The sequence below is a fragment of the Microbacterium testaceum genome, assembly GCF_003075375.1.
Classification (GTDB): Bacteria; Actinomycetota; Actinomycetes; order Actinomycetales; family Microbacteriaceae; genus Microbacterium; species Microbacterium testaceum_E.
The window spans coordinates 63,267-89,603 of the sequence record NZ_QDFT01000007.1 but is presented as its reverse complement, the minus strand read 5'-3'; the positions used below and the strand labels follow the sequence as shown (position 1 = coordinate 89,603).

Below are 26,337 nucleotides of genomic sequence, written 5' to 3'. Positions count from 1 at the left end.
GCACCTGGTTGACAGGTCGCCCCGCCCACCCGCCCGCGCCGCCGGAGCCCGCCCGATAGGCTGGACCCCTATGAACGACGCGCCGATCGGGATCTTCGACTCGGGGGTCGGCGGTCTCACCGTCGCCCGGGCCGTGTCGCAGCAGCTGCCGCGCGAGTCGGTGCTCTACATCGGCGACACCGCACGCTCGCCCTACGGCCCCAAACCGATCGCCGACGTCCGCAAGTACGCGCTCGAGGTGCTCGACACGCTCGTCGACCAGGGCGTGAAGATGCTCGTCATCGCGTGCAACACCGCGTCGGCCGCGATGCTGCGCGACGCTCGGGAGCGGTACGACGTCCCCGTCGTCGAGGTGATCGGGCCCGCGGTCCGCACGGCCATGTCGACCACCCGCAACGGCCGCATCGGCGTGATCGGCACGGTGGGCACGATCGGCTCCCGCGCCTACCAGGACATGCTCGAGGTCAACGAGCGCCTGACGGTGTTCGCCGAGGCGGCGCCGCGTTTCGTCGAGTTCGTCGAAGCGGGCATCACCGATTCGCCCGAGGTCCTCGCCACCGCCGAGCAGTATCTCGCGCCGCTGCGCCACGCGGGGGTCGACACGCTCGTGCTCGGCTGCACGCACTATCCGTTCCTCGAGGGCGTCATCAGCTACGTCATGGGCCCCGACGTCAGTCTCGTCTCCAGCGACAGCGAGACGGCGAAGGACGTCTTCCGGCAGCTGGTCTCGCGCGACCTCCTCGCGAGCCCGGATGCCGTCCCCCACCACCGGTACGAGGCCACCGGGTCGTCGGCCGACGACTTCGTGCGCCTCGCGCACCGCCTCATGGGCCGGGAGGTGCGCGAGGTGCAACTCGTGCAGACCGGCGCCATCGACCTGCCGCGCTGACGCGTGGCATCCATCCCCGTTCCCCTGGAGGACCCCATGACCCGCAAAGACGGCCGCACGAACGATCAGCTGCGCCCCGTGACCATCGAGCGCGGATGGTCGGCGCACGCCGAGGGCTCTGCGCTCGTGACCTTCGGCGGCACTAAGGTGCTGTGCACGGCGTCGTTCACCAACGGCGTTCCGCGCTGGCTGACCGGCAAGGGCAAGGGCTGGGTCACCGCCGAGTACGCGATGCTCCCGCGCGCGACGAACAGCCGCAACGACCGCGAGAGCATCAAGGGCAAGGTCGGCGGTCGCACGCACGAGATCTCGCGCCTGATCGGCCGCGCGCTGCGCGCGGTCGTCGACACGAAGGCGCTGGGCGAGAACACGATCGTCATCGACTGCGACGTCCTGCAGGCCGACGGCGGCACGCGCACCGCCGCCATCACGGGTGCCTACGTCGCCCTGGCGGATGCCATCGCCTGGGGCCGCGAGAAGAAGTTCATCGCGCAGCGCTCCGAGGTGCTGCGCGACTCCGTCGCGGCGGTGTCGGTCGGCATCATCGACGGCGAGCCGATGCTGGACCTGGCTTACGTCGAGGACGTCCGCGCCGAGACCGACATGAACGTCGTCGTCACCGGCCGCGGACTGTTCGTCGAAGTGCAGGGAACCGCAGAGGGCGCCCCGTTCGACAAGCGCGAGCTCGACCAGCTGTTGGAGCTGGGTGTGAACGGCTGCGCCGAGCTGCGCGGCATCCAGACCACGGCTCTCGAGGGCTGAGATGGCTCGCGTCGTCCTCGCCACCCACAACCCGCACAAGGTCGAGGAGTTCCAGGCGATCGTCGCCGAGGTGCGCCCCGACCTCGAGGTCATCGGCTACGACGGCCCCGAGCCGGTCGAGGACGGGGTGACGTTCGCCGCGAATGCGCTGATCAAGGCGCGCGCGGCGGCGCAGCACACCGGACTGCCGGCGTTGGCCGACGATTCCGGTGTCGCGGTGGACGTGCTGGGCGGCTCGCCCGGGGTGTTCTCGGCCTACTGGGCCGGACACCAGAAGGATGCCACCGCCAACCTCGAGCTGCTGCTCGATCAGTTGTCCGATGTCGCGGATCCGCACCGCTCCGCCCAGTTCGTGTCGGTGATCGCGCTCGTGCGACCCGATGGCACCGAGGACACGGTCGAGGGTCGCTGGCCCGGTCGTCTGGCGACATCGCCGGCCGGGCCGGGCGGGTTCGGGTACGACCCGATCTTCGTGCCCGACGGTCAGCCGGCGGGCGACGAACGCACCGTGGGCGAGTGGACGGCGGCCGAGAAGAACGCGCAGTCGCATCGTTCGCGGGCCTTCCGGGAGCTGGTGCCGCTTCTCGTCACCCTGTGACGGTCGCTTCCGGGTCGCGGGGCTGCTTTCGACGGGACGAGCGCACGATGGCCGCCTGAGCTCGTCGTTTCGACGAGCGGCAGGCGGCCATCACACGGGGCTGTTGCGACGGGGTGGTCGTCAGCAGGTCTGCGGGCGTGCGCCGTACGCTCGCCACGCCTCGTTGCCCGAGGTGAGGAAGGTCTGGCCGAAGGTTGCGATGCCGGTCCGTTCGACGGTGCCGCCGAAGCCGTTCAAGAAGTCTCCGTTGGGGGCGAGGAATCCTGCGGCTGTTGCGGGTATCGAGCCTGCGGGGACATTCTGCGCGGCGATCTCGGACGCATTCCGAACGAGGGTGAACGACCCGTCGGTCTTCCGCAATGGCAGGTCCCAGTTCCCCTGGTTTCCGAGGTATTGCTCCAGCCAGATCTGGCCCCAGATGTCGACGTTGGTTGCGGTCACGGTCGCGGTGGCGCCATCGATGAGTCGTCCGTCGGTGGTGCGGAAGTAGGTGCTGGCGACGGGTTGCGAGCCGTTGGGTACTCCTTGGGCGGCCTTTTCGACGCCGTCTTCGAGGTAGACGCAGGACCCATCGGTCTTGAGGAGGGGGACCAGGGCGGTGAAGTTGGGCAGCATGAGGAAGATCTGTCCGACGGCTTTGACACCGGTGGCTTCGATGGTGCCGTCTTTTCCGCGGATCAGGCGGCCGTCCGCGGTGAGGAAGGAGCTGTTCCCGATCGGCCGGGAGTTCGCGGGGACGCCGACGGTGGCGGTTTCGGTCCCGTTCAGGATGAACGAGGTGGTGCCGTCCGTTTTGCGCAGCGGCAGGGCGTAGTCCTTCTTGGCGTCGGTGAAGATCCAGCCCCAGGTGTCGATGTCGTTCGCGAGGACGGTCCCGGTCTGACCGTCGACGAGTTTGTTGTCGGGGGTGCGGAAGTAGGAGTACGCCACGGCCGTCGATCCGGCCGGGGTGTTCTTGGCGGCGTAGTCGTAGGTGTAGCCGTACTGGTCGACGCGGAACAGGGTGGGGGTGGTCGTCCGGACGCTGAGGGGGATGACCCACTGGTTGTTGCCATCCACGAAGACTCCGCCGGGGGTCGCCACGTCCGTAGCGATCAGCTTGCCGGTGGTCCCGTCGATGACGAGTCCGTCGACGGTCAGGAACACCGCGTCGGTGAGAGGGGTGGAGCCGTAGGGCACGTCCACCGCCGTCTTCTCGGTGTTGTTCTCGAGGTAGGTCGCGGTGCCGTCGGTCTTCTGCAGGGGGGTGCGAGCGGGCGAGCCGGTGACGAAGGGGGTTCCCACCTTGGCCACGTTGGTGGCCAGGACGTTGCCGGTGCGGTCGAGCAGGCGGCCGTCCGTGGTGAGGAAGCCGGCTGCGGTGGGGGTGGACCCGGCGGGGATGGCGGGGCAGGGGATCTCGGTGGTGTTGGCGACGCCGGTGGAGTTCTGGGTCTTGCCCTGGATGTAGCTGAAGGTCCCGTCGGTCTTGGCCAGAGCGAGCCACCAGACGTGGGCGGCGTCGATCGTGATCGTGCCCACGGAGCGGATGCCGGTGGCGTACTGCTTGTTGGCGAAGCCGTCGACCAGACGCCCGTCGGGGCTGAGGAACACGGTGTAGCCGATCGGTGTCGAGCCCGGATCGACGTTGCCCGTCGTCGGAAGCTGCGTGGTGTTGCGGACGAGGCCAGTGGTGCCGTCGGTGTAGCGCGTCGCCAGCCAGGTGTCGGTGCCGTCTCTGAGCAGCGTGCCCGCGGCGTCGACGCTCTTGACGAGGGTTTTGCCCGTCACCGCATCGATGACGTCCTTGTCGCGGGTGAGGAACAGTCCGCCGGAGAGCGGCTTCGCGTTGGCCGGCACCCCCGAGCCGGCGGTCCTGGTGCCGGAACGGAGGTAAGCGGCGAAGGTGGGGGCGGTTCCCGTCAGCGTCGACGTCGTACTCGTGGCGCCGGACGCGGTGGCGGTGATCGTGCCGCTGCCCCCGACGGAGGGCACGTTGATCGCGAGCAGGGTGACCGTGCCGTCGGCTCCGGTGGTGGAGGTCGTCGACGAGCTGCCGTCCGAGAAGGTGTACCCGGTGGACAGCGATGCCGTCACGGCGATTCCCGCCTTCGGCGCTCCGGCTTCTTGAGCGGTGATCTTGACGCCCGAGATCGTGGAGCATCCGGGCGCGGTGTACGACGGCTGATTGAACGCCAGCGTCGGGCCCGACACCGCCAGCGCGGGAGTGGCCGCCGTGAGGGTGATCGCCGGCACCGCGAAAGCGGACCCGATCAGCACGGTTCGACGCGAGACCGAGGTGGGCGTCGCGGGAGACACCTCGGGGAGGGTCGTTTCTGTCACGGGATCGATCCTTTCGAACAACACGGTGAGGTCGTCCGGCGTTGCGGGACGACCGGACATCAGGTTCTTCTTACGGTCCACCCGCGCCCGCAGGGCCATCACCACCCGACCTGGCGGGGGGTGAGGGACTGTGAACAACTCGCTCATCGGGGCAAAGCTGTGGAGAAGCGGTGTTGCCGGCCCACCCACCGTCACCCCCACCATCACCCCCACCGACGACGCCACCCGCCCGGCTGCGGCGACACCGGTTCTCATTCCCGACTGCCGCCACACCGCGCGGCGCCGACGGCCCCGGTCCTACGCTGGATCCATGCACGATCACGCGCCCGCCGGTGGCATCCGCGATGCCGGCGACAAGCGCCTGCTCGCCATCGCCCTGGCGCTGACCGCCACGGTGATGGTCGTGCAGATCGTCGGAGCCATCGTGTCGGGGTCGCTCGCGCTCCTCGCCGACGCGGCTCACATGTTCACCGATGCGGCGGCCCTGGTCGTCGCGCTCGTGGCCACTGCGATCGCCGCGCGGCCGGCCGACGATCGCCGAACGTTCGGATACCAGCGTGCCGAGGTGCTCGGTGCGCTGGTCAACGGCGTCATCCTCATCGTCCTGTGCACCTGGGTGGGGGTCGAAGCGGTGCAACGTCTGCTGGTTCCGGCCGACGCCGAGGTGCAGGGCGGCCTCATGCTCGTCGTGGCGACCGTCGGCATGATCGCGAACGCGGTGTCGATGTGGCTGCTCGGTCGCGCGCAGAAGCGCAGCATCAACGTCCGCGGCGCGTATCTCGAGGTGCTGGGCGACCTGATCGGATCTATCGCGGTGATCATCGCGGCCGTGGTCATCGTGACGACCGGTTTCGTGCAGGCGGATGCCCTCGCCTCGCTGCTGATCGCGGTCATGATCGTCCCGCGGGCCATCGGGCTGCTGCGCGAGGTCGTGGTCGTGCTGACCGAGTCGGCGCCCGTCGGGGTGCACGTCGCGGAGATCCGCGAGCATCTGCGCGAGGCGGACGGCGTCGTCGACGTCCACGATGTGCACGTGTGGCAGCTCACCCGCGGTGCCCCGGTCTTCAGTGCGCACGTGATCGTCGAGGACGCCGCCCTGACCGATGGCCGCGCGGCGGCGATCCTCGCGTCGCTGCAGACGTGTCTGGCCGACCACTTCGACGTGGAGCACTCGACCTTCCAGCTCGAGCCCGCGGGGCACATCGAGCACGACTCGCGTCACGCCTGACCCGATCTCAAGAGCGGGGAATCCGTCGAGAATCCTCGGCCGGGCGGAGGGGCTCGGGTAGCCTGCGAGCAGACACCCACCCCCCGGAAGGTCTGCCATGTTCACCGCTGTCGTCACCGATCACTGGCTTCCCGCGCGAGCGGCGCACGTTCCCGAAGAAGAGGCGTTCGTCGTCGTCGATCCCGATCTGCCCGCCAATCGCGCGGTGTCGGTGGTGCGGATGGAGGGCGGTCCGACGATCGTCGCCGTCTCGGCCGGGCAGGCCGAGCGGATCGGTCTCGACGACGGCGAGACCATTCCCGCCGTCGAGGCCACGACGCGCATCGCCGCCGCGGGGGTCGCTCTGAACGACCCCGACCATCTCTTCTACCTGCCGGTCGAGGAGCAGGAGGCGGTCGCGGCCGAAGGGCATGGCATCCACACCCGCCGACTCACGGCGGATGACGCACCGGCTTTCGCTGACATGGTCGCCGCTGCGCCCGCGCACGAGCTCGACGAGGCGTTCGTCGAACTCGATCACTGGCTCGTGGTCGGCACTTTCGTCGACGCGCGACTCGCGGCGGTGGGCAGCATGTATCCGTGGGGAGCGACCCACCTCGCCGACCTCGGCGTGATCACGCTGCCCGAGTTCCGCGGTCGAGGGCTGGCACGGGTGACGGTGCGCGCGCTGTCGGCCGAGGCGCTGGCCCGCGGGTACGAGCCCCAGTACCGCTGCCAGCTCGACAACGCCCCCTCGATCGCCCTGGCGATCGCGGCGGGGTTCCGACGTTTCGGGGAGTGGACCGTCATCGACTCCTGAGCGCGTCGGGCTCGCATTGGGCGAACCTCCAGGTGCCCGCACCGCTGACGGGGTGAAGGAGTGGGTGTTTCGCGGGGCGCCCTGCCGCGTCTTTCCGAGACGAGTGTTCGGGATGACACGGCGGCCGCGCCATCGTGACGCGTGCCCTCCCGCTCGGCCGTCCGCGCCTTCGCTCTGGCTTTCGTCCTCGCGACGGCCGTCGGCCTCTCGTGCGCGCAGGCGCCCGCGCTTGCCGCGGTGTCGCCCGCGCCCTCGGGGACCGCGGTCACCACCGACCCCCTCGACAGCGACGGTGACGCCATCCCGGATGCCGTCGAGCGCGTCGTGTGCGGGTCGGTGACCTGCGCACGGACGGGAGCCGACGGCAACGGCAACGGCATCACCGATGTCGTCGAGATTCCGCCCTGCGGTTCGCGACGGTGCACCGATCCGCGCGGCGACGGGGATGGCGACGGCATCCCCGATTTCGTCGAGCGATTCGTGTGCGGCACCGCCACGTGCTCGAACGGACGTGAGGATGCCGACCATGACGGCGTCCCGGACTGGGTCGAGTTCGTCGTCTGCGGCACGGCCGCGTGCGCGACCGGAGAAGAGGACCTGGACCGAGACGGGGTCGCCGATGCGGCGGCACTCCAGGCATATGCGGTCTACCGCCGGAACCTGGTTCCGACGCGCCCCGCCACCGATCGGACTCCCGTGGCGGTGTGGTGGGGCGGTGGCATCCTGGTCCTCCTCGCGGCGGGCGTCGTGGTGGGACGCGCACGGCGTCGCGCCGAGAGCGCCGTCGCCGCGGCGGCCGGGAGCCCCGTCTGCGACATCGCGCGAGCGAGTGCGGCAGCGGAGAGCGCCGACCCTCCGCTCGAGACGCCCCGCGGCGTCACTGCTCCCGGACGACCTCGTCCGGCGCCTTGTCCGGACGCAGCCCGCGCCACCGCGCCTGACGCAGGATCCCACCCGGGGTGAACTCGGCGAACTCGACCTCGCCCACCCGTTCGGGTCGTACCCACAGCGCATCCCGTGCGTCGGCCGCGGGCACTCCGACGAACGGGTTCTCGGTGGTGCGCAGCGGCTCCAGCACCTCGGCGAGACGCGCGAGGGTCTGCTCGCCGAATCCGGAGCCCACCCGGCCCGCATAGCGCAGGCCGTCGACCGTGGGGACGCCGACGAGCAGCGACCCGATCGATCCCGACCGGTGGCCCTTGCCGGGCCGGATGCCCCCGATCACGACCTCTTGCGTGCGCGAGTGCTTGACCTTGAGCCACTGCTCCGACCGCACCCCGCGGCGATAGGTCGACGAGGGATCCTTCACCACGACGCCCTCGAGGCCGAAGCTCGCGCTCGTCGCGACGGCGGCATCCACATCGTCGAAGACCGGGGGCACGACGACGGGCAGCCCCGCGCCCGCGGTCAGCTGCTCGAGCGCGCGCCGCCGCTCGCGAAGGGGGAGGGATGCCACGTCCCGCCCGCCCGCGGACAACACGTCGAACAGGTACAGCTGCACGGGCGCCCGCGCGGCCTCGCGCTCGATCTCGCGGGGCTGAGCGAGGTTCATCCGTTTCTGCAGCAGGGGGAAGCTGGGACGCCCCTGCTCGTCGAGGGCGACGATCTCGCCGTCCACCACGGCGGGGAGGTCGCCGAGTCCGAGGTCGGCCCCGGTCAGCTCGGGATACGTCGCCGTCAGATCGTTGCCGTTGCGTGACCGCAACCGCAGGCGGCGGCCGTCCCAGATCCCGAGACCCCGGATGCCGTCCCACTTCATCTCGACCCACGGCGATTCCCACCGCTCGGCGGCGGCGCGGGCGATCCCCGCGGTCGCCGACGTGGAGAGCATCGGCCGCAGCTCGGCGAGGGTCGGCTCGGCGGATCCCGCTACGGATGTCTCCGGGAGAGGGGTGAGGTCCGAAGCGCCCGCGTGATCCCGGGCCACGACGGGGTTCCCGTCAGGCTGGGGGCGGCCGTCGGCATCCGTCTTCATCCGGTGCAGCAGCCACTGGGACTTCTCGCCCCGGCCCTCGGTGCGGATGAGCGCGACGCGCACCCGACCGAGCGGCCCGTCCTCTCGCCCCTCGAGGGTCGCGATCACCTCGTCGTCCCGCCACTTCTCGAGCTCGTAGGTGCCGGTGTCCCAGACGGTCATGACGCCCGCCCCGTACTCGCCGCGCGGGATCTCGCCCGCGAAGTCGAGGTATTGCAGGGGGTGGTCCTCGGTCATGACGGCCAGGCTGTTCTTGGCGGTCGTGTGCGGAACGCCCTTGGGGACGGCCCAGCTGACGAGCACCCCGTCGCGCTCGAGACGCAGATCCCAGTGCAGCCGCGACGCGTGATGCTCCTGGATGACGAAGCGGGCACGTCCTTCTTCGGCCGGGGCGCCGTGCGGGGCGTCGGGGACCGGCTCGGGGGTGCGCCCGGCCGTGCGCTTGGAGAGGTAGGCGCGCAGGGGACCGTGACCCTCGTCGACGGGAGCCAGCGGGTCGCCGAGGACCGGCATCCGTTCCAGGACCTCGGTGAAGAGCAGCTGCCGCAGTCCGGGGTCGTCGAGTTCGTCCCACGTGCGGGGGGCGGCGACCGTCGGGTGGGTGCGACCGCGCAGAGAATAGGGGGCGATGGTCGTCTTGGAGCCGTTGTTCTGGCTCCAGTCGATGAAGACGCGCCCTTCGCGCACGGCCTTGGCCATCTGGCTGACCACGAGGTCGGGGTGATCCGCCTCGATCGCGCGCGCCAGCTCCTTCGCCACCGCGCTCACGTCGTCGCTGGACTGGCCGCCGTCGAGCCGCGCGTACAGATGGATGCCCTTGCTGCCGCTCGTGACCGGCAGGGGGTCCATACCGATGTCGCGCAGGATGTCGCGGGCCCAGCGCGCGACCTCGGCGCACGTCGCCAGGTCGACGCCCGGTCCGGGATCGAGGTCGAGCACGAGCCGGTCGGGGTTCTGCCGCGCGCCCTCGCCCGAGAAGCGCCATTGCGGAACGTGCAGCTCGAGACTCGCGACCTGCGCGAGGTAGACGAGGGTCGGCAGGTCGTCGACCACGGGGTAGTCCTTGGCCCCGGACGAATGATCGATCGGATGCCGCCGCACCCACGCCGGCGCGCCCGGCTCGAGCGCCTTCGCGAAGAACGGCTGCCGGGGGTCGGTTTCGGTGCCGACGCCGTCGGGCCAGCGCTTGCGGGTCAGCGGGCGATCGCGGACGTGGGGGAGGAGCAGGGGCGCGATACGGGAGTAGTAGTCGATGACTTCGCCCTTGGTGGTCCCGGTCTCGGGGTACAGCACCTTGTCGAGATTGGACAGGCGCAGCCGACGGCCCTCGATCCGCACCGTCTGCTCCGTCATCGCCCCAGCGTAGGACGGGAGGGGGCGGGGATGCCGCGGGGCTTGCGCGCGGGACTCGACTGCCGCGAAACAACCCCCTCGGCATCAACCGCCTTTTCGGTGTTCACTGGGCGCATGCGATCGATCTGGAAGGGCGCCCTGACGTTCGGGCTCGTCAACGTGCCCGTGAAGGTGTACTCCGCGACCGAGGATCACGACGTCTCGCTGCACCAGGTGCACAACAAGGACGGCGGGCGCATCCGCTACCAGCGCATCTGCGAGATCGACGGCGAGGTCGTTCCGTACCAGGACATCGACAAGGCGTACGACGACGGCGAGCAGACCGTGGTGCTCACCAAGGACGATCTGTCGTCGCTGCCGAGCGAGCGCAGCCGCGAGATCGAGGTCGTCGAATTCGTCCCCAGCGACCAGGTCGATCTGCTCACCCTCGACAAGGCCTACTACCTCGAGCCCGATTCCTCGTCGCCGAAGGCCTACGTGCTGCTGCGCAAGACGCTCGAGCAGACCGACCGCACCGCGATCGTGCGGTTCTCGCTGCGGCAGAAGACGCGCCTCGCCGCCCTGCGGGTGCGGGGCGACGTGCTGGTGCTGCAGACCCTGCTGTGGGCCGACGAGGTGCGCGAAGCCGCGTTCCCGGCCCTGGACGAGAGCGTGCGGATCTCGGCGAAGGAGCTCGAGATGTCGGCATCCCTGGTCGACAGCTTCTCGAAGGACTTCGACCCCGAGGAGTTCACCGACGAGTACCAGCAGGAGCTGCGCACGCTCATCGACGCGAAGCTCGAGCAGGGCGATGCCCTCGATACGGATGCCACCTTCGGCAAGGCCGAGGACGACGACGGCGGCGAGGTCATCGACCTGATGGAGGCGCTCCGCGCGAGCGTCGAGCGCAGTCGGGCCGCGCGCGCGGGCGCGGCGTCGCCGTCGAAGAAGACCTCGAAAACGGATGCCGACGGCTCCACGGCGAACGACGAGGCCGCCGACACGACGTCGGCGGCCAAGAAGAAGCGGTCGAAGGCGTCGTGATCCGACGTCGGTTCAGTGGGCGGGCTGATCGCCCTCTTCGAGCGTCTTCGCGTCGAGGGTGAGCGAGTCCGCCTCGGCGGGGGTGATCGCCCCCTCGCGCTTGGCGGCGGCGCGCTCGCGGAAGTAGTGGATCGCGATGAACAGCACGGTCCCGGCGACGGCAGCGAGCAGGATGACGTCGATGTACTCCGTGACGATGTCGCGGATGAAGGGGATGTAACCCACGGCGTAGCCGATCATCGTCAGGCCGATGCCCCAGACGACGGCGCCGATGAAGTTGTACAGCGTGTACTTGCGCCACGGCATGTGGCCGACGCCCGCCGCGATCGGCGCGAACGTGCGCACCACGGGGACGAAGCGGGCCAGGATGACCGTCAGACCACCGAAACGCTCGAAGAACGCGTTGGTGCGCTCGACGTTCTTACGGCTGAAGATTCCGGAGTCCTTGCGCTCGAAGATCGACGGGCCGGCCTTGTGACCGATGTAGTACCCCAGCTCGCCGCCGATGAACGCGGCCACGCCGATGGCCAGGGCCACCCACCACGCGTTGAGCCCGAAGACGCCGTTGGGGGCGGCGGGCGTCGAGTGCGAGAGCAGGCCCGCCATGATCAGCAGCGTGTCGCCGGGCAGCAGGAAGCCGATCAGCAGGCCGGTCTCGGCGAAGATGATGAAGCAGACCACCAGGAGCGCCCACGGCTGCGAATTGGTGATGATCGTGGCGGGGTCGAGCCACGGGAGCAGCGCAGCGGTGGTGTGGATCACATCGGTCCCGTCGGGTGAGAGTCGGTGCAGGGGGATATCGGGGCTGACCGGGTGCGGCAAGGCCTCGATCGTGCGGAAGGGGGGACTTGAACCCCCACGCCCGAAGGCACAGGAACCTAAATCCTGCGTGTCTGCCGATTTCACCACTCCCGCGAGTGGGATCAGTCTAAAGGGGCCCGGTCGCGCGCTCGATGTGAACGAGCCGCTAAAGCGCTGCGCCGCGCACGGGGGAATTTCCGCGTCGCCGATCTGCTTGGGCCTTTGCATGAAGGCGATCTCGTACTCCCAGCCCGGTGACTCCTCCGTCCTCTCGCTCGTCGAGCGGCCCGTCCCGGAGCCCGGCCCCGGCGAGGTGCGCGTCCGCATCGTCGTCTCGGGTGTGAACCCGACCGACTGGAAGGCGCGCGCGACGACCGGTCGACCCCTCCCGTTCGACGAGGTGACGCCCAATCAGGACGGTGCCGGAATCGTGGATGCCGTCGGTGACGGCGTGGACTCGCTCTCGGTCGGTCAGCGGGTCTGGATCTACCTCGCCGCGCACCAGCGTCCGACCGGAACCGCCGCCGAGTACTCGGTGCTGCCCGCCGAGCGCGCCGTGCCTCTCGCCGACGACGCCTCCTTCGAGCTCGGCGCGAGCCTCGGGGTCCCCGCGATGACGGCGCACCGCGCCCTCACGGTGCACGAGGACGGCCCGTCGCGTCTGGCGCCCGGCGCGCTTGCGGGACGGACGGTGCTCGTCCAGGGCGGAGCCGGGGCCGTCGGGCACGCGGCGATCCAGCTCGCGGCCTGGGCCGGTGCGACGGTCATCGCCACGGTGAGCAGCGACGAGAAGGAAGCCCTCGCGCGGGCCGCGGGTGCACACCACGTGCTGCAGTACCCGAGCGAGACCCTGGCCGACGGCATCCGCGAGATCGCCCCGAACGGCGTCGAGCACATCGTCGAGGTCGCCATCGCCGACAACGCCGCTCTCGATGTCGCCGTCATCGCCAACGGGGGCACGGTCGGCTATTACGCCGACAACGGCGGGGCGGAGTTCACCGCCCCCGTCCGCGAGAGCTTCGCGAAGAACGTCCGGTGGCAGGGGCTGCTGCTGTACACCGTGGGGGAGCGCGCGCTCGCCGCGGCCGCCGAGGACGTGTCCGCCGCCGTCGCCGACGGTGTGCTCCCCGTCGGCGAAGAGGCCGGGCTGCCGCTGACCTTCTTCGACCTGGCCGACACCGCGGCGGCGCACGACGCTGTCGAGCAGGGTGCCACCGGAAAGGTGCTCATCCGCGTCTCCGGTGACTGAGCGGGCTTGAGAGGGGCGTCGGGGCTACGGCTCCGGCGCCCTTTCGCGTCGAGCGGCGGATCGTGGTGAAGGTCCTGGGTGACCGAGATGGTGAGGACGTCGTGCGGGTGTGCGTTCAGTCCTGGGTGCCGAGGCGCCTGGTGGCGCGGATGTCGCAGCCTTCACCCGGGCTTTCGGGCGAGCGGTCGGGGGTGGGGAGGAGCGCTGGCTCGGACCATGAAGCTCGAGTGGCGTGTGCCACCGCTAATGGGCGTCCCGGCGTTCGGGTCGAGAAGAGAGGGGCCTCATGGCCGCGCATGATGAAGTGGGTTCGGGTTCCGATCGCGGTGCGAGCGGGTTCGCGGGCGACGGTTCCGGCGTCGGGCGACGGACGGTGCTGGCCGGGGCGGCCTGGGCGGTGCCGGTGGTGTCGATGATGGCTGTATCGCCGGCGTTCGCGGCGTCGGGTGGCTCGTTGAGCCTGTCGAGTCCGGGCATGCGTGTCCAGGCCTCGGGTGCGGTCACGGTGACGGCGGTGAAGAAGGGGCCGACGGGGCAACCCGTCGCGGGGGCACCGGTGTCGTTCTCGGGTCCGGCGGGTTCGTCGTTCTCGCCGGCGTCGGCGACCACGGACGGTGGCGGGTCGGCCGGCTCGCAGTTCGACTTGAAGACGCCGTGGGCCAAGCCGGGCTCGACGGTGACGCTGTCCGCCATCTCGGGAGCGGACAACGCTGCGGGTTCGTTCTCGGTGATCGGCTCCAACCTCGCGGTCGCGGGTATGGCGTACTCGGTGGCGCTGGCGCAGTCGGAGGCGGTCTTCCCCTCCCCGGTGGTCAATTGCCTGGCGTCGAGCGCCGACTCGAAGACGAACCCCTGGTGGTTCATGGTCCTGTTGGAGGACGGGACGGTGTGGACCCGAGGGGCGAACATCGACGGTCAGCTGGGCGATGGCACGACGAAGGACCGTCTGCAGTGGGGACCGGTGCCGGGCATCTCGGGTGTCAAACAGATCGCGGCCAGCGCGGCCACCCCGTACGTCCTGCTGGCGGATGGGTCGGTGAAGGCCTGGGGGTACAACGCGCACGGAGAGCTGGGTGATGGAACGACCACGACCCGACTCACGCCCGACTTCGTGTCGGGTTTGACATCGGGGGTCACGCAGATCGCAGGCGGGGCCGGGCATGCCTTCGCACTGATGTCGGACGGATCCGTCCGGGCCTGGGGGTACAACACCACGGGACAGGTGGGCGACGGCTCGGCGACGAGCAGACTGACTCCGGTGCAGGTGGTCGGTCTGACCTCGGGTGTGACGCAGGTCGCGGCGTCGGGCTTCTCGTCCTACGCGCTTCTGTCGGACGGGTCGGTTCGTGCCTGGGGCTACAACAACGACGGCGAACTCGGAGACGGGACGCAGACCGAGCGCCGCACTCCCGTGCAGGTGTCCGGTCTCACCGCGGGTGTGACGCAGATCGCGACCCAGGCGTTCACGGCTCACGCCCTCATGAGCGATGGTTCGGTGAAGGGGTGGGGATACAGCGGCAAAGGCGAGGTGGGCGACGGGTCGACCGCGACCCTGCGCCTGACCCCGGTCGCGCTGCCGGGCTTGACCTCCGGCGTCAAGCAGCTGGGAGGCGGAGTCTCGAACGGGTTCGCCCTCATGACGGACGGATCGCTCAAGGCCTGGGGCGTCAACGACCAGGGGCAGCTGGGCGACGGCACCACCACGGACCAGCCCACCCCGATCGACATCACCTTGCCCGCGGGCCAGGTCGTGAAGCAACTGGCACGGTGCGGAACCTATAAGACCGCCATGCTCATGCTGGCCGAGAACCCGCTGACGGTTTCGACCCCGAAGCTGCAGGTGGCTGCGGCGGGGGCGGTGGCGGTGACGGCGGTGTTGAAAGACCTCTCTGGTCGCCCGGTACAGGGTGCATCGGTGTCGTTCTCGGGTCCGGCGGGTTCGTCGTTCTCGTCGGTGTCGGCGACGACGGATGCCTCTGGTGCGGCGTCGACGCAGCTGGACCTGAAAACGCCGTGGGCGAAGCCGGGGTCCTCGGTGACGGTGGGGGCGAAGTCGAGCACCCGGTCGGCATCGGCGGTGGCGACGGTACTGGGATCGAACCTGGTCGCGGCGGGGCAGGCGTATTCGTCATCCGTTGCGCAGTCGGAGCTGGTGTTCCCGTCGCCGGTGGTGGACGCGACATCGGGAGGTGCGGACTCTCAGGCGAACCCCTCGTGGTCGTTGGTGTTGCTGGAGGACGGCACGGTGTGGTCCAAGGGAGGCAACCCCGTCGGCCAGCTCGGCGACGGGTCGACGACGGATCGACCGACGTGGGCGCCGGTTGCGGGTCTCTCGGGTGTGACGCAGATCGCTGATGCGAGTCGCTCCGGTTTCGCGCTGCTGTCGGATGGGTCGGTGAAGGCCTGGGGCTACAACGGAAACGGCGAACTGGGTGATGGGACCCAGAACGACCGATACACGCCGGTCCAGGTGACGGGATTGACCTCCGGGGTGACGCAGCTCGCGGCCGGGGCCGGTCAGGTCTATGCCCTGCTGTCGGATGGATCGGTGCGGGCGTGGGGATACAACTCGGAGGGCCAGCTGGGGAACGGGACGGTCTTGCAAGACAGCTATGTTCCGGTCCAGGTGTCGGGATTGACCTCCGGGGTCACGCAGGTGGCGGCAGGCGGGTTCACGGGTTACGCGGTGATGAAGGACGGTTCGCTGCGGGCCTGGGGCTACAACAGGGATGGCGAGGTCGGCGACGGGACGACCACGAACCGGCCGACACCGGTGCAGGTGTCGGGTCTGGGGTCGGCGGTGACGCAGGTCGCCGCGCAGAGCTTCAATGCTTTCGCGTTGCTGGCGGATGGTTCGGTGCATGGCTGGGGCTACAGCGGCAGCGGCGAACTCGGCAGCGGCAGCGCGGGCGTGGCGCCGACCTCACCCGTTCAGGTCGTGGGACTGACATCGGGCGTGACGCAGATCGCGGCTGGTTTCCAGAGCGGGTACGCGCTGCTGTCGGATGGCTCGGTGAAGGCGTGGGGTCGCAATGTCCAGGGACAGATCGGTGACGGCACCACCACGGATCGCCCGAGTCCGGTGGCTGTGCGGTTGCCTGCTGGGCAGACGGTGAAGCGTCTCGCCACCACCTCGTGCGGGTCCAGGACCGCCCTGATCGTGATGAAGACCAACTGAGTGGCACCCTGCGGCGCCTCCCGTCGTCATGACGGGAGGCGCCGCGCTGTCCACCCGGGTACGAGAGACGGTGACGGCGTCAGCGCGCGCGGGGGACGTATCTCGGCACCCAGCGGATGAACCCGGCCGCGCCGAGCACCGCGATCACCCCCATCGCCCCCACGCCGATCGACAGCGACGCCACCGCCGTGAGCGCTGAGACGATCAGCGGGGCGATGGCGCCGCCGGCATCCGTCAGCGTCCTCCACGACCCGAGGAACGCCGCCGGTTCGTCGGGCGGGGCGATGTCGGCGCCCAGCGTGAGCAGGATGCCGCTCGACAAGCCGTTGCCGACGCCCAGGACGGCGGCGAACATCGCGTACCACATGGCGGCGGAGCCCAGCTCGTGGGTGAACGACAGGGCGAGGAAGCCCGAGCCCATCAGCACCATCGCCGGCAGCGCCGCCCACAAACGGCCGAAGCGGTCCATGACCTGACCGCTGGCGTAGAACAGCGCGAAGTCGATGGCTCCCGAGACGCCGACGACGACGGCGATGGTGCCGGCATCCAGTCCCAGGGAGACACCCCACAGGGGGAGCACCACCTGTCGCGCGGAGCGCACGGCCGACAGCGACGCGGCCGCGAGACCGAGACGCGCCAGCACCCCGCGGAACCGCCACATTGTGCGGAAGACCCCCGCGCGCTCGACGGTGGGGATCGCGCCGGTGACGGCCTCGCCGGTGTCCTCGGCCTCGCGGGAATCGCCGTCGCCGCGTCGAGGGGGAGCGCCCACGGGCACGGCCTTCTCGGGGTCGGGCCCCAGGAACACGAGCAGGATCGTCGCCACCTGGCACACGGCGAAGAAGACGATGGATGCCGTCTCGTCGCCGAACAGTCCCAGCAGCGCCGCCGAGATGAACGGCCCGACGAACATGCCCAGGCGGAAGGTACCGCCCAGCAGAGACAGCGCTCGCGCCCGGAAGGCGAGGGGGACCCGCGTGGTCATGAACGAGTGCCGGGCCAGGGCGAACGACGCGGCGCAGAAGCCGATGAGGAACACCGCCGCGGCGAAGAACACCAACGACTGCGCCAGGACGATGCCGGTGAGACCGCCGAGCACCACGATGCCCGCCACGCCCATCGTCACGCGCTCGCCGAAGCGGGCGACCGCCCACCCGGCGGGGATGTTGCCGCACAGCTGACCGACGACCAGGGCCGCGGCGACGAGGGCGGCGACCGCGACATCGGCGCCCAGGCGGTTCGCGATCACGGGGATGAGCGGGATCACGGCGCCCTCGCCGACGGCGAACAGCAGCGTGGGGCCGTAGATCATCGGTGCGAAGCGCACCAGCACGTTCCGGGGAGAGTCGGCTGTCACCGTCTCCACGATAGGCTTGATGTCTCATGCTCGAACTCGATTTGACCGCCGACATCCAGGCGCTGCGCTCGACCTTCGCCGATATCCAGGCCGTGGTCGACGTCGACGCACTCAAAGCCGACATCGATCGCCTCAGCGAAGAGGCCGGTGCCCCCGACCTCTGGGACGACGTCGACAACGCCCAGAAGGTCACCAGCCGTCTGAGCCACCGCCAGGCCGAGCTCAAGCGCGTCTCCGAGATCGAGCAGCGCCTCGACGACCTCGAGGTGCTGGTCGAACTCGCGATCGAGATGGACGACGAGGACTCCGCCGACGAAGCGCGCCGCGAGCTCGCCGCGCTCAAGGACGTCATCGGTCAGCTCGAGGTGCAGACGCTGCTCGACGGCGAGTACGACCCGCGTTCGGCCGTCGTGACCATCCGCTCCGGCGCGGGCGGCGACGACGCGACCGACTTCGCCGAGATGCTGCTGCGCATGTACCTGCGCTGGGCCGAGCGGCACAAGTACCCCGTCAAGGTCATGGACACCTCGTACGCCGAGGGCGCCGGCATCAAGTCGGCCACCTTCGAGGTCGACGTGCCCTACGCCTACGGCACTCTGTCCGTCGAGGCGGGGACGCACCGTCTCGCGCGCATCAGCCCCTTCGGCGGTGCCGACAAGCGCCAGACGAGCTTCGCCGCGGTCGAGGTCATCCCCGTGATGGAGGAGGCCGTCGAGGTCGACGTCCCCGAGGGCGACATCCGCGTCGACGTGTTCCGCTCGTCCGGCCCCGGCGGGCAGTCGGTCAACACGACCGACTCCGCCGTCCGCATCACCCACCTGCCCACGGGCCTGGTCGTGTCGATGCAGAACGAGAAGTCGCAGATCCAGAACCGCGCCGCCGCCATGCGCGTGCTGCAAACGCGCCTGCTGCTGCTCAAGCGCGAAGAAGAAGCCGCCAAGAAGAAGGAGCTCGCCGGCACGATCACCGCGAGCTGGGGCGACCAGATGCGCTCGTACTTCCTCTACGGTCAGCAGCTCGTCAAGGATCTGCGCACCGGTTACGAGGTCGGCAACCCCGCCGTCGTGTTCGACGGCGACCTGGACGGTCTCATCGCGGCCGGCATCCGCTGGCGCAAGCGCAAGGACGACGACGACTGATCGTCCCGACCTCGGTCGGAAGCCCCGTGGATGCCGGTCGCCCGGCATCCACGGGGCTTTCCGCGTTTCACGACACGGCGCGTCCTGACGGCGGGACCGGGACCCGCGCTTAGGCTCGTCGAGCCATGATCCGGTTCGAGAACGTCACCAAGCGGTATCGCGGCACCGCGAAGCCCGCCCTGAACGCCGTGGACTTCGAGGTGCAGCGCGGGGAGTTCGTCTTCCTCGTCGGAGCCTCGGGTTCGGGCAAGTCGTCCTGCCTGCAGCTGATCCTGCGGGCCGAGACCCCCAGCGAGGGGCGCGTCGTCGTGCTCGGTCGCGACCTGCGCACGCTGTCGAACCGCAAGGTGCCGTACTTCCGGCGCCATATCGGTTCGGTGTTCCAGGACTTCCGCCTGCTGCCGAACAAGACCGTGCACCAGAACGTCGCGTTCACGCTGCAGGTCACCGGCGCTTCGCGCGGGTTCATCCAGCAGGCCGTGCCCGAGGTGCTGGCGCTGGTCGGTCTGGACGGCAAAGAGAAGCGTCTGCCGCACGAGCTCTCGGGCGGCGAGCAGCAGCGCGTCGCGATCGCCCGCGCCCTGGTGAACCGCCCCCAGGTGCTGCTGGCCGACGAGCCGACCGGAAACCTCGACCCCGGCACGTCGATCGACATCATGCGCCTGCTCGCGCGCATCAACGCCGGCGGGACGACCGTGGTCATGGCCACGCACGAGGCGGGCTTCGTCGACCAGATGCAGCGCCGCGTGATCGAGCTGCGCGGCGGCGAGATGGTCCGCGACGAGCGTCACGGCGGCTACGGCGACACGTCGAGCCTGCCGCGCCTCGCGCCCGAGGTCGAACGTGGTGCCGCGGCGGTGGCCGCGCTGACGGCCGTGCTCGAGGTGCAGCGCGAGGTGACCGGGCTGACCGGTCCCGTCGAGCCTCTGCCGCGCGCGGATGCGCAGCGCGCCGACGCGCAGCGCCCCGACGCGCCCCGCCCCGATGAGCGGTCCTCGGCCGACGCGCCGCGTGCCACCCAGACCCCGGATGCCGCGGCATCCACCCCCTCTGTGACCACCGCGCCGGCCGAACAGCAGCGCGAGCCCGGGACCTCCACGCGATCCATCCCGGTGACGACTCCCGACGTGGAGGCTCTGGGCGTGGCCGACCGGCTCGGCCTCGGAGGAAAGAAAGACCGCAACGACGAAGTGGGACCCACGTCATGAGGTTCGGGCTCATCCTGTCGGAGGCCTTCACGGGTCTTCGGCGCAACGCCTCGATGGTGATCTCGGTCATCCTCGTCACGTTCGTGTCGCTGACGTTCGTCGGCGCGGCGATGCTCATGCAGATGCAGATCGGCAAGATGCAGTCGTACTGGTCGGACCGTGCGCAGGTGTCGGTCTTCATGTGCGCGACGTCGTCGAACGAGCCGACGTGCACCGCGGGCGAGGCCGCCTCGCAGGAGCAGATCGACCAGGTGCGCGCGACCCTCGACGGCTCCGCGCTGGCGCCCCTCATCCGCGACTACACCTTCCTCACCAGCGACGAGGTGTTCGAGAACGCCAAGCAGCAGCTGCCCGACGACATCGTCGGCGTGGTGACGGCGGACCAGTTCAACGCGACCTTCAACATCAACCTGGTCGACCAGAGCCAGTCCGACGTGATCGCCGAAGCCTTCAGCGGTCAGGTGGGCGTCGAGTCCGTCGATGATCAGCTGCAGTACCTCGAGCCGCTCTTCCAGGCGTTGACGGTCGCCACCTACGTCGCGGTCGGCATCGCCGGGCTCATGCTCATCGCCGCGGTGCTGCTCATCGCCACGACGATCCGTCTGTCGGCGTTCGCCCGTCGCCGCGAGCTCGGCATCATGCGCCTCGTCGGGGCGTCCAACCGGTTCATCCAGACGCCGTTCGTCGTCGAGGGCGTGCTGGCGGCGCTCATCGGCTCGGCGCTCGCCAGCGTGGCCGTGTGGGCGATCGTCGGCGTCGGCGTCAACCAGTACCTGCGGGGGAGCGTCGCGTTCATCACGTCGTGGGTCGACCTCGGCGACGTGGCGTTCGTCATCCCGGCGATCGTGGTGATCGGCGTGATCCTGGCAGCGCTGAGCGCGAGCTTCGCGATCCGTCGCTGGCTGCGCGCCTGACGCGCGGGGCGTCCGCCGTCTCGGCATCCGGTAGACTTCAAGGCTCTGTGTGCCCATGATCATGAGGAGGTGGCACCATGCCTCGTGAGCAGGGTGAGAAGCTCATCGCGTCGAACAAGAAGGCGCGTCACGACTACGCCATCGAGAAGACGTACGAAGCGGGCCTGGTGCTGACCGGCACCGAGGTGAAGTCGCTGCGCCAGGGGCGCGCGAACCTGACGGACGGCTACGCGTACATCGACGGCGGGCAGGCGTTCCTCGACGCCGTGCACATCCCCGAGTACTCGCAGGGGCACTGGACCAACCACTCCGCGAAGCGCACGCGCAAGCTGCTGCTGCACAAAGAAGAGATCATCAAGCTCTCGCACGCGGTGGCCGCGGGCGGCTACACGCTCGTGCCGCTGCGGCTGTACTTCTTGGACGGTCGGGCCAAGGTCGAGATCGCGGTCGCCAAGGGAAGGCGCGAGTTCGAGAAGCGGCAGACGATCCGCGAGCGCGAGGACAAGCGCGAGGCGGAACGCGCGATGCGCACGAAGAACCGCCTCGGCGAGTAACTCCGGTCACTCCGCCCGGAAGCGTCCCTCGACGACCGACGTCACGTCGATCTCGGGCGGCTGCAGACTGAACGAGGGGCCCCCTCCCGCCGACGCGGCCATCAGACGCGCACCCAGGGGAGCGGGAGACTCTGCGCGGGCGCCGAGGAGTCCGGCATCCGCGATCTCGACAGCGGCGACGGATGCCAGTCCCAGCGCGTCTGCATAGGCAGCGGCCCGCTCGACGGCGACGTGCACCGCCTCGGCGGCGACCTCGCGCTCGACGCGCGCGCGGGTGTCGGACGACAGGCTCCATTCGACCGCGGTCACCTGGACGTCGTCGGACTCGGCGACGTCGCCGAGCCACCACGAGAGGGCTCCCGCGTCGGTGAAGGTGGCCGACACCTCGACGCTCGCGTGGTGCACCAGGGGGAGTTGGGCGCCCTCGTTGTTCCACGGTCGGTCCGACCACACCGAGACGCGCGCGCTCGACCATTCCGACACCTCGCCGGAGCGCAGGTGTGCCACCAGTCCGTCCTGGATGCTCGAGGCGCGCTCCTGGGCGCGTTCGACGACCGGTCCGCGCGAGGGGCCGTCGGTGGACACGGTGACGCGCACCGCCGCCTCTTCGGCGCGGACGCGGGCGTGGCTCTCGCCCCGGACGGTGATGACGACGTCGCTCATGGCGTGAGCCTACGACGAGACCGCCGCGGGGAATACGGCGCCGCGCGATTCGTTGTAGGCTGTGATGCTCGGGTGCTTCGGCATCCGGGTTGGTAATTCAACAGCGTGACGACGACCGCTCCTTCACGGAGTTCCCGGGGCTGATCGGTTTCGACAGCGCCTGCGAACCTGCGAGAAGCGGGCCGAGGATGTGGGGTTATCTCGTAAACGCTCCCTGCAAAACAATAAGTGCCAATGCTAAGCGCACTGACTTCGCCCTCGCTGCGTAAGCGAGCCCGATAGTCCGTCAGACCGTGTGTGACCCCGCCACGGATCCTGGCGTCATTTAGGGGTCTTGCTGCGTGATGGCGTCTGGACGTCACGCGGGACTTTTCCCAGGCTGGGCCTGTCGACTTAGGTGTCTGTGACAAAGGTCGGGGCCGAGCAGAACGTCTGCACAGACTGCGCCCGGAGAAAACGCGGAGACCCAGCGTTGGACGGGGGTTCGATTCCCCCCAGCTCCACGAGTCGTCGTCACGTGAGAAAGCCCCTGCTCCCGCCCGTTTCGGCGGGGACAGGGGCTTTCTTCATGCGTGCGGGCGGGTATACCCGGGGAGTTCGACGGCGTATTACCGCCGCCGTCACGCGTCAGTCCGCGCTGCGGCTGAAGATCTCGCTGTCGCCCGAGGCGCCGTTCAGTTCGAGGTACACGCGTCCCTCGGTGCGGGTGAGGGTCGCGGTGTTGCGTCGCTCGATCGCCTCCGAGAGGCGTTCGACGAACCCGGGCTCGAAGCTGTGCAGCCGCACCTCGTCGGCGCGGTGGATGCGCTTGCCGGCCCACGCGGCGGCGACCTTGTCGGGGTCGCGGTGCGTGTAGACGGCGACCCGCTCGGCCTTCATGCTGCCCGTGTGGAGGCGGGCGGCATCCGGAGCCCCCACCTCGACCCAGGCGACGAGAGCCCCGGTCATGTCCTTGACCATCACGGCGGGTTCGTCCGTCGCGGCCACGCCCTCGCTGAAGGCGATGCCCTCTTCGTACTCGAGGCAGTACGCCAGCACGCGCGTGAGCATGTACGGCGCTGTCTCGGACGGATGCCGGGCGACCCGGAGGTTCAGTTCGTCGTAGACGCCGCGATCGACGTCCGAGAGCTGAACCGTGAATGTATGAATGGTCGCGCCGATAGCCACGAGGGTCGAGCCTACGCGCTCCCGGGGGCGCGCCCCGCTAGCGTCGGGGGATGCCCGACCCTCGCAGCGCTCGCATCGACATCGGTCCGTTCCACCTCGACCCCGTGCCGGACGCGGCGCGGTGGCGGGTCGCGGGACGCGACGGCGAGGACGCGATCGAGGGCGGGTGGAGCGACTGGGTCGCCCTGGCGCACCGGGTGCTGCGGGCCGACGAGCTGTGGCGGGGTCTCGAGGCGCGGGGCGACGCGTGGGACGAGGGGTTCGCGGCCGGGCGGGACCCGGGCGCGGTGAATCCGTACCGGTGAGCGGGGCGCGGGAACCCTACTGCGGCCCCTCGACCAGGACGAGACTCTGCTTCGTGTCGGCGAGCTTGACCCAGCCGTCGCCGAACAGGTACGTCAGGCCGTACCCGTCGACCCCGCGTCCGCCGAGCCACTCGGGGTTCTCGGTGACGTAGGTGCCCTCGTCGGCCTTCTCGACCTTCCATCCCGCGGCGACGAGGTCCTTCTGCGCCTGGGCGGCGTCGGCGGCGTCGATCGGCGCCCATCCGAAGATCTGCACGCGGTCGGAGGCGATCTTCGTGTCGCCCCACTTGCACTGGATGCCGTCATCCAGCGCGTTCGCGCCGATGCGGAACGGTTCGGACTGGAACGTCCAGCCCAGACTCGTGAAGTCGTCGGCCGTGGCCTGCGGAATGATGTTCTCGCAGGTCGGCTCGAGGGCTTCAGTCCCGGACTTCGGCGTCGCGGTGGTGTCGGGGGCCGCGATGGTCGGGCCCTCGGCGGTGGGGGCGACGCTGGGCGCGGCGTCGGGGGTGGCGGATGCCGCGCACCCGGCCAGGGCGACGGCGGCCGCCGTGACGAGGGCAGCGGCCAGCGGGGCGCGCTTCGCGGTACGGCGACGTCCGGTGAGGAGGGCGGGGGCGTGGCATCCGCGGGTCACCGTCATCGGGAGTCCTCTTCGTGCAGGAGACGGAAGAAGGCGTCGTGGAGGGTGCCGTTCGTGGCGAGCGACGACTCGGCGTCGAGGCGGTCGGAGCCGTCGAACGCGGTGAATCGGCCCCCGGCCTCTCGGACGATGGGGGCGATCGCGGCGATGTCGTACTCTTTGACGCCGAATTCGGCGACGAGTTCGAGGCGTCCCTCGGCGAGCCACATGTAGGGGAGCGCGTCGCCGTAGGCGCGGTCGCGCCAGACGGCGCGCGAGAGCTTCTCGAGCGTGGGGACGAGGTCGACGTCGTCCCACTGCTCGATGCTCTGGAAGCTGATGCTGGATGCCGCGACCTCGTCGATCCGCGACACGTGGATGCGTCGGGTGTCGCCGGACGCGGTGGTGGTCCACGCGCCATGGCCGACGGCGGCCCACCAGCGACGGCCGATGGCCGGCTGGCTGACGACGCCGACCTGCGGGACGCCGTCCACGGTGAGGGCGATGAGCGTCGCCCACACCGGGATGCCGCGCATGTAGTTGTGGGTCCCGTCGATCGGGTCGATGACCCAGCGGCGCGCCGTGTCGCCGGACGTGCCGTACTCCTCGCCCAGGATGGAATCGGCGGGGCGCTCGGCATCCAGGATCTGTCGGATCGCGCGCTCGGTCGCGAGATCCGCCTCGGTGACGTGCGTGCGGTCCGGTTTGGTGTCGATGCGCAGGTCGGCCGCGTCGAAGCGCTCCATGGCCACGGCGTCGGCCGCGTCGGCCAATCGCAGGGCGAGTGCGAGATCGTCGGTCAGGTCCGCGGGCGTCGCGGCGGGCTCTTCGATGCGGGACACGCGTCCAGGATAACCGTCGCCCTCGCCTCGATTTGGCGTGGTCGCGTCACGCCTGGTAACGTATTCCCTCGGCGCGGAAAGCGATTTTCACGCCGAACGGAACGCACCTCTAGCTCAATCGGCAGAGCAACTGACTCTTAATCAGTGGGTTCTGGGTTCGAGTCCCAGGGGGTGCACCACAGAGAAAAGGCCCGGGAAACCGGGCCTTTTCGCGTTGCGGGTGGCGAACGTGCGGCACATCGGAAGGGTCGTCCGCGTGAACGTCGGCGCGACGGGCGTCTTCCGGTGGTCGTCGTGTCGGCGGGCGTTGCGAGCGGCGGTGCCGACATCGGGCGTCCGGTGTCCTGGGGTTCGACGTGGGTCGATCGCGTCGCGCGGTTGCGAGGTGGACCCGTCGAATGGTCCGCTCTGACGGTGTCGCTCACCCGGCGTCGCTCACGCGGCGGGCTCGGTCCGGTTCGCGGAGCAAGGGGCGCTCGGGAGCGTTCTGGTCTCATCGTCGATGCGGTGCGTGCGCAGGGTCGTGGGCGCAGGCGGGGTCATGGCGGGCAGGATCGCGGGCGCGGGCGCGGGCGCGGGCGCGGGCGCGGGCGCGGGCGGGGTCGCGGCGCGCGGGCAGGATTTCAGCGCGCGGGCAGGATCTCGGCGCGCGGGCAGGGTCGCGGCGTACGTCGTTGCGGGTCGCGGTGACCCGTCACGATGCGACGGCGCCCCCGCGCAAGCTCCCTGGCATCTGCGGCGCTGCCCGGCATGATGAGCCTCGGGCGTGCGGGTGCGCGCTCGAGAGGGGGAGGCGCCATGGCCGACGATGAGATGTGGGATGTCACGGACGTCCAGGGGACACCGACCGGCGCTCTGCACCGGCGGGGGGACGGGCCGGTCCCGGCGGGCTCGTTCCACATCGTGGCATCCGTCTGTCTGGTGGGGACGAGCGGACGTGTGCTCATGAGCCTGCGCGCGGCGTCGAAGGACTATCCGCTCGCGTGGGAGTTCCCGGCGGGCAGTGCGTTGCGCGGGGAGTCGAGCCGCGCGGGCGCCCTTCGCGAACTCGCCGAAGAGACGGGTCTGCGCGTCGCGCCCGATGATCTCGTGCTGGTGGGACGGGTGATCGAGGAGCGCGCGCTGTTCGACCTGTGGGTGGCACCCATCGACGGGGAGCCGACCCCGACGCCGGACCCCGAGGAGGTCCAGGATGCCGAATGGGTGACCCTCGACGAGGTGGAACGCCGGTGGCATGCCGGTGTCTTCGCGACGCCGTGGAACGCGCGGTTCGAGCAGCTGTGGGAGGTGCTGATCGAGCGGGTGGCGGACGTCGGCGGGAACGGGGAGTGACAGGCTGCTGTCGTCGAGGGCCCGAGGCGGCGGTGAATACTGCCGGGGAGTCCGGCT

General features: G+C 70.0%; 23 protein-coding genes, 2 tRNA genes and 1 other RNA gene. 17 read left to right on the top strand and 9 right to left on the bottom strand.

Annotated elements, in window-relative coordinates:
- The first annotated feature begins 70 nt into the window (after positions 1-70).
- The 3 genes from murI to rdgB are packed head-to-tail and all read left to right on the top strand — an operon-like array spanning position 71 to position 2,249.
- Complete coding sequence (gene murI, locus DC432_RS04610; protein ID WP_116536877.1) at positions 71-889, top strand: glutamate racemase; 819 nt, start codon at positions 71-73, stop codon at positions 887-889.
- A 36-nt stretch (positions 890-925) separates the two neighbouring features.
- Positions 926-1,651: a ribonuclease PH gene (rph, locus tag DC432_RS04605; protein WP_108317283.1), complete on the top strand. Its 726-nt coding sequence runs from the start codon at positions 926-928 to the stop codon at positions 1,649-1,651.
- A 1-nt stretch (position 1,652) separates the two neighbouring features.
- The gene (gene rdgB, locus DC432_RS04600) at positions 1,653-2,249 is read left to right on the top strand and encodes an RdgB/HAM1 family non-canonical purine NTP pyrophosphatase (RefSeq protein WP_116536876.1); all 597 of its coding nucleotides are present in this window, start codon (positions 1,653-1,655) and stop codon (positions 2,247-2,249) included.
- Positions 2,250-2,369: 120 nt separating this feature from the next.
- On the opposite strand, the gene DC432_RS04595 is transcribed toward rdgB, so the two are convergent.
- Positions 2,370-4,571, bottom strand: a complete 2,202-nt coding sequence (locus DC432_RS04595) for a hypothetical protein (protein ID WP_133177881.1) — start codon at positions 4,569-4,571, stop codon at positions 2,370-2,372.
- A gap of 310 nt (positions 4,572-4,881) precedes the next feature.
- Between DC432_RS04595 and DC432_RS04590 the strand changes: the two genes are divergently transcribed.
- The 3 genes from DC432_RS04590 to DC432_RS04580 all read left to right on the top strand — a co-directional run bounded on the left by DC432_RS04590 (position 4,882) and on the right by DC432_RS04580 (position 7,561).
- Positions 4,882-5,799 (top strand): cation diffusion facilitator family transporter, encoded by a 918-nt coding sequence (locus DC432_RS04590; protein WP_116536874.1) that lies wholly within the window; start codon positions 4,882-4,884, stop codon positions 5,797-5,799.
- A 97-nt stretch (positions 5,800-5,896) separates the two neighbouring features.
- Complete coding sequence (locus DC432_RS04585; RefSeq protein WP_116536873.1) at positions 5,897-6,598, top strand: GNAT family N-acetyltransferase; 702 nt, start codon at positions 5,897-5,899, stop codon at positions 6,596-6,598.
- A gap of 141 nt (positions 6,599-6,739) precedes the next feature.
- A complete protein-coding gene (locus DC432_RS04580; protein WP_116536872.1) occupies positions 6,740-7,561 on the top strand; it encodes a hypothetical protein in 822 nt (273 codons plus the stop codon).
- Here the strand turns inward: DC432_RS04580 and DC432_RS04575 are convergent.
- The gene (locus DC432_RS04575; protein ID WP_116536871.1) at positions 7,476-9,926 is read right to left on the bottom strand and encodes an ATP-dependent DNA ligase; all 2,451 of its coding nucleotides are present in this window, start codon (positions 9,924-9,926) and stop codon (positions 7,476-7,478) included. The two genes, DC432_RS04580 and DC432_RS04575, sit on opposite strands and share 86 nt — an antisense overlap.
- Before the next feature lie 114 nt (positions 9,927-10,040).
- Between DC432_RS04575 and DC432_RS04570 the strand changes: the two genes are divergently transcribed.
- Complete coding sequence (locus tag DC432_RS04570) at positions 10,041-10,949, top strand: Ku protein (protein ID WP_116536870.1); 909 nt, start codon at positions 10,041-10,043, stop codon at positions 10,947-10,949.
- 12 nt (positions 10,950-10,961) lie between these two features.
- Here DC432_RS04570 and DC432_RS04565 read toward each other — a convergent pair whose 3' ends face one another.
- Positions 10,962-11,711, bottom strand: a complete 750-nt coding sequence (locus DC432_RS04565; protein ID WP_116536903.1) for a DedA family protein — start codon at positions 11,709-11,711, stop codon at positions 10,962-10,964.
- Positions 11,712-11,782: 71 nt separating this feature from the next.
- Positions 11,783-11,864, bottom strand: a tRNA-Leu gene (locus DC432_RS04560).
- 112 nt (positions 11,865-11,976) lie between these two features.
- Here DC432_RS04560 and DC432_RS04555 point away from each other — a divergent pair.
- Both DC432_RS04555 and DC432_RS04550 read left to right on the top strand, forming a co-directional pair.
- On the top strand, positions 11,977-12,999 hold the full coding sequence (locus DC432_RS04555) for an NADPH:quinone reductase (protein WP_116536869.1): 1,023 nt from the start codon (positions 11,977-11,979) through the stop codon (positions 12,997-12,999).
- A 286-nt stretch (positions 13,000-13,285) separates the two neighbouring features.
- A complete protein-coding gene (locus tag DC432_RS04550) occupies positions 13,286-16,177 on the top strand; it encodes an RCC1-like domain-containing protein (RefSeq protein ID WP_116536868.1) in 2,892 nt (963 codons plus the stop codon).
- 79 nt (positions 16,178-16,256) lie between these two features.
- On the opposite strand, the gene DC432_RS04545 is transcribed toward DC432_RS04550, so the two are convergent.
- Positions 16,257-17,489, bottom strand: coding sequence for an MFS transporter (locus DC432_RS04545; RefSeq protein WP_165801181.1), 1,233 nt, complete (start codon positions 17,487-17,489; stop codon positions 16,257-16,259).
- A gap of 71 nt (positions 17,490-17,560) precedes the next feature.
- Between DC432_RS04545 and prfB the strand changes: the two genes are divergently transcribed.
- From prfB to smpB, 4 genes are all read left to right on the top strand, one after another.
- Entirely contained in the window at positions 17,561-18,673 is a 1,113-nt protein-coding gene (gene prfB, locus DC432_RS04540; protein WP_116536867.1) for a peptide chain release factor 2, read from the top strand.
- Between the two features lie 125 nt (positions 18,674-18,798).
- Entirely contained in the window at positions 18,799-19,881 is a 1,083-nt protein-coding gene (ftsE, locus tag DC432_RS04535; protein ID WP_116536866.1) for a cell division ATP-binding protein FtsE, read from the top strand.
- Positions 19,878-20,795, top strand: coding sequence for a permease-like cell division protein FtsX (gene ftsX, locus DC432_RS04530; protein WP_116536865.1), 918 nt, complete (start codon positions 19,878-19,880; stop codon positions 20,793-20,795). Before ftsE ends, ftsX begins: the two co-directional genes overlap by 4 nt.
- A gap of 77 nt (positions 20,796-20,872) precedes the next feature.
- The gene (gene smpB, locus DC432_RS04525; protein WP_116536864.1) at positions 20,873-21,349 is read left to right on the top strand and encodes an SsrA-binding protein SmpB; all 477 of its coding nucleotides are present in this window, start codon (positions 20,873-20,875) and stop codon (positions 21,347-21,349) included.
- A 6-nt stretch (positions 21,350-21,355) separates the two neighbouring features.
- On the opposite strand, the gene DC432_RS04520 is transcribed toward smpB, so the two are convergent.
- Entirely contained in the window at positions 21,356-22,012 is a 657-nt protein-coding gene (locus DC432_RS04520) for an SIMPL domain-containing protein (protein ID WP_116536863.1), read from the bottom strand.
- A 136-nt stretch (positions 22,013-22,148) separates the two neighbouring features.
- Here DC432_RS04520 and ssrA point away from each other — a divergent pair.
- Positions 22,149-22,518: a transfer-messenger RNA gene (ssrA, locus tag DC432_RS04515) on the top strand.
- A 121-nt stretch (positions 22,519-22,639) separates the two neighbouring features.
- On the opposite strand, the gene DC432_RS04510 is transcribed toward ssrA, so the two are convergent.
- Positions 22,640-23,179 (bottom strand): YaeQ family protein, encoded by a 540-nt coding sequence (locus DC432_RS04510; protein ID WP_116536862.1) that lies wholly within the window; start codon positions 23,177-23,179, stop codon positions 22,640-22,642.
- Between the two features lie 50 nt (positions 23,180-23,229).
- Here DC432_RS04510 and DC432_RS04505 point away from each other — a divergent pair, with 50 nt between their 5' ends.
- Positions 23,230-23,484, top strand: a complete 255-nt coding sequence (locus DC432_RS04505) for a hypothetical protein (RefSeq protein WP_116536861.1) — start codon at positions 23,230-23,232, stop codon at positions 23,482-23,484.
- 16 nt (positions 23,485-23,500) lie between these two features.
- Here the strand turns inward: DC432_RS04505 and DC432_RS04500 are convergent, their stop codons facing one another.
- Positions 23,501-24,127 (bottom strand): hypothetical protein, encoded by a 627-nt coding sequence (locus DC432_RS04500; RefSeq protein WP_116536860.1) that lies wholly within the window; start codon positions 24,125-24,127, stop codon positions 23,501-23,503.
- The gene (locus tag DC432_RS04495; RefSeq protein WP_116536859.1) at positions 24,124-24,948 is read right to left on the bottom strand and encodes an inositol monophosphatase family protein; all 825 of its coding nucleotides are present in this window, start codon (positions 24,946-24,948) and stop codon (positions 24,124-24,126) included. The genes DC432_RS04500 and DC432_RS04495 overlap by 4 nt, the downstream gene beginning before the upstream one ends.
- A 103-nt stretch (positions 24,949-25,051) precedes the next feature.
- Between DC432_RS04495 and DC432_RS04490 the strand changes: the two genes are divergently transcribed.
- Both DC432_RS04490 and DC432_RS04480 read left to right on the top strand, forming a co-directional pair.
- Positions 25,052-25,127, top strand: a tRNA-Lys gene (locus tag DC432_RS04490).
- A gap of 619 nt (positions 25,128-25,746) precedes the next feature.
- Complete coding sequence (locus DC432_RS04480; protein ID WP_165801175.1) at positions 25,747-26,280, top strand: NUDIX hydrolase; 534 nt, start codon at positions 25,747-25,749, stop codon at positions 26,278-26,280.
- Positions 26,281-26,337: the final 57 nt, after the last annotated feature.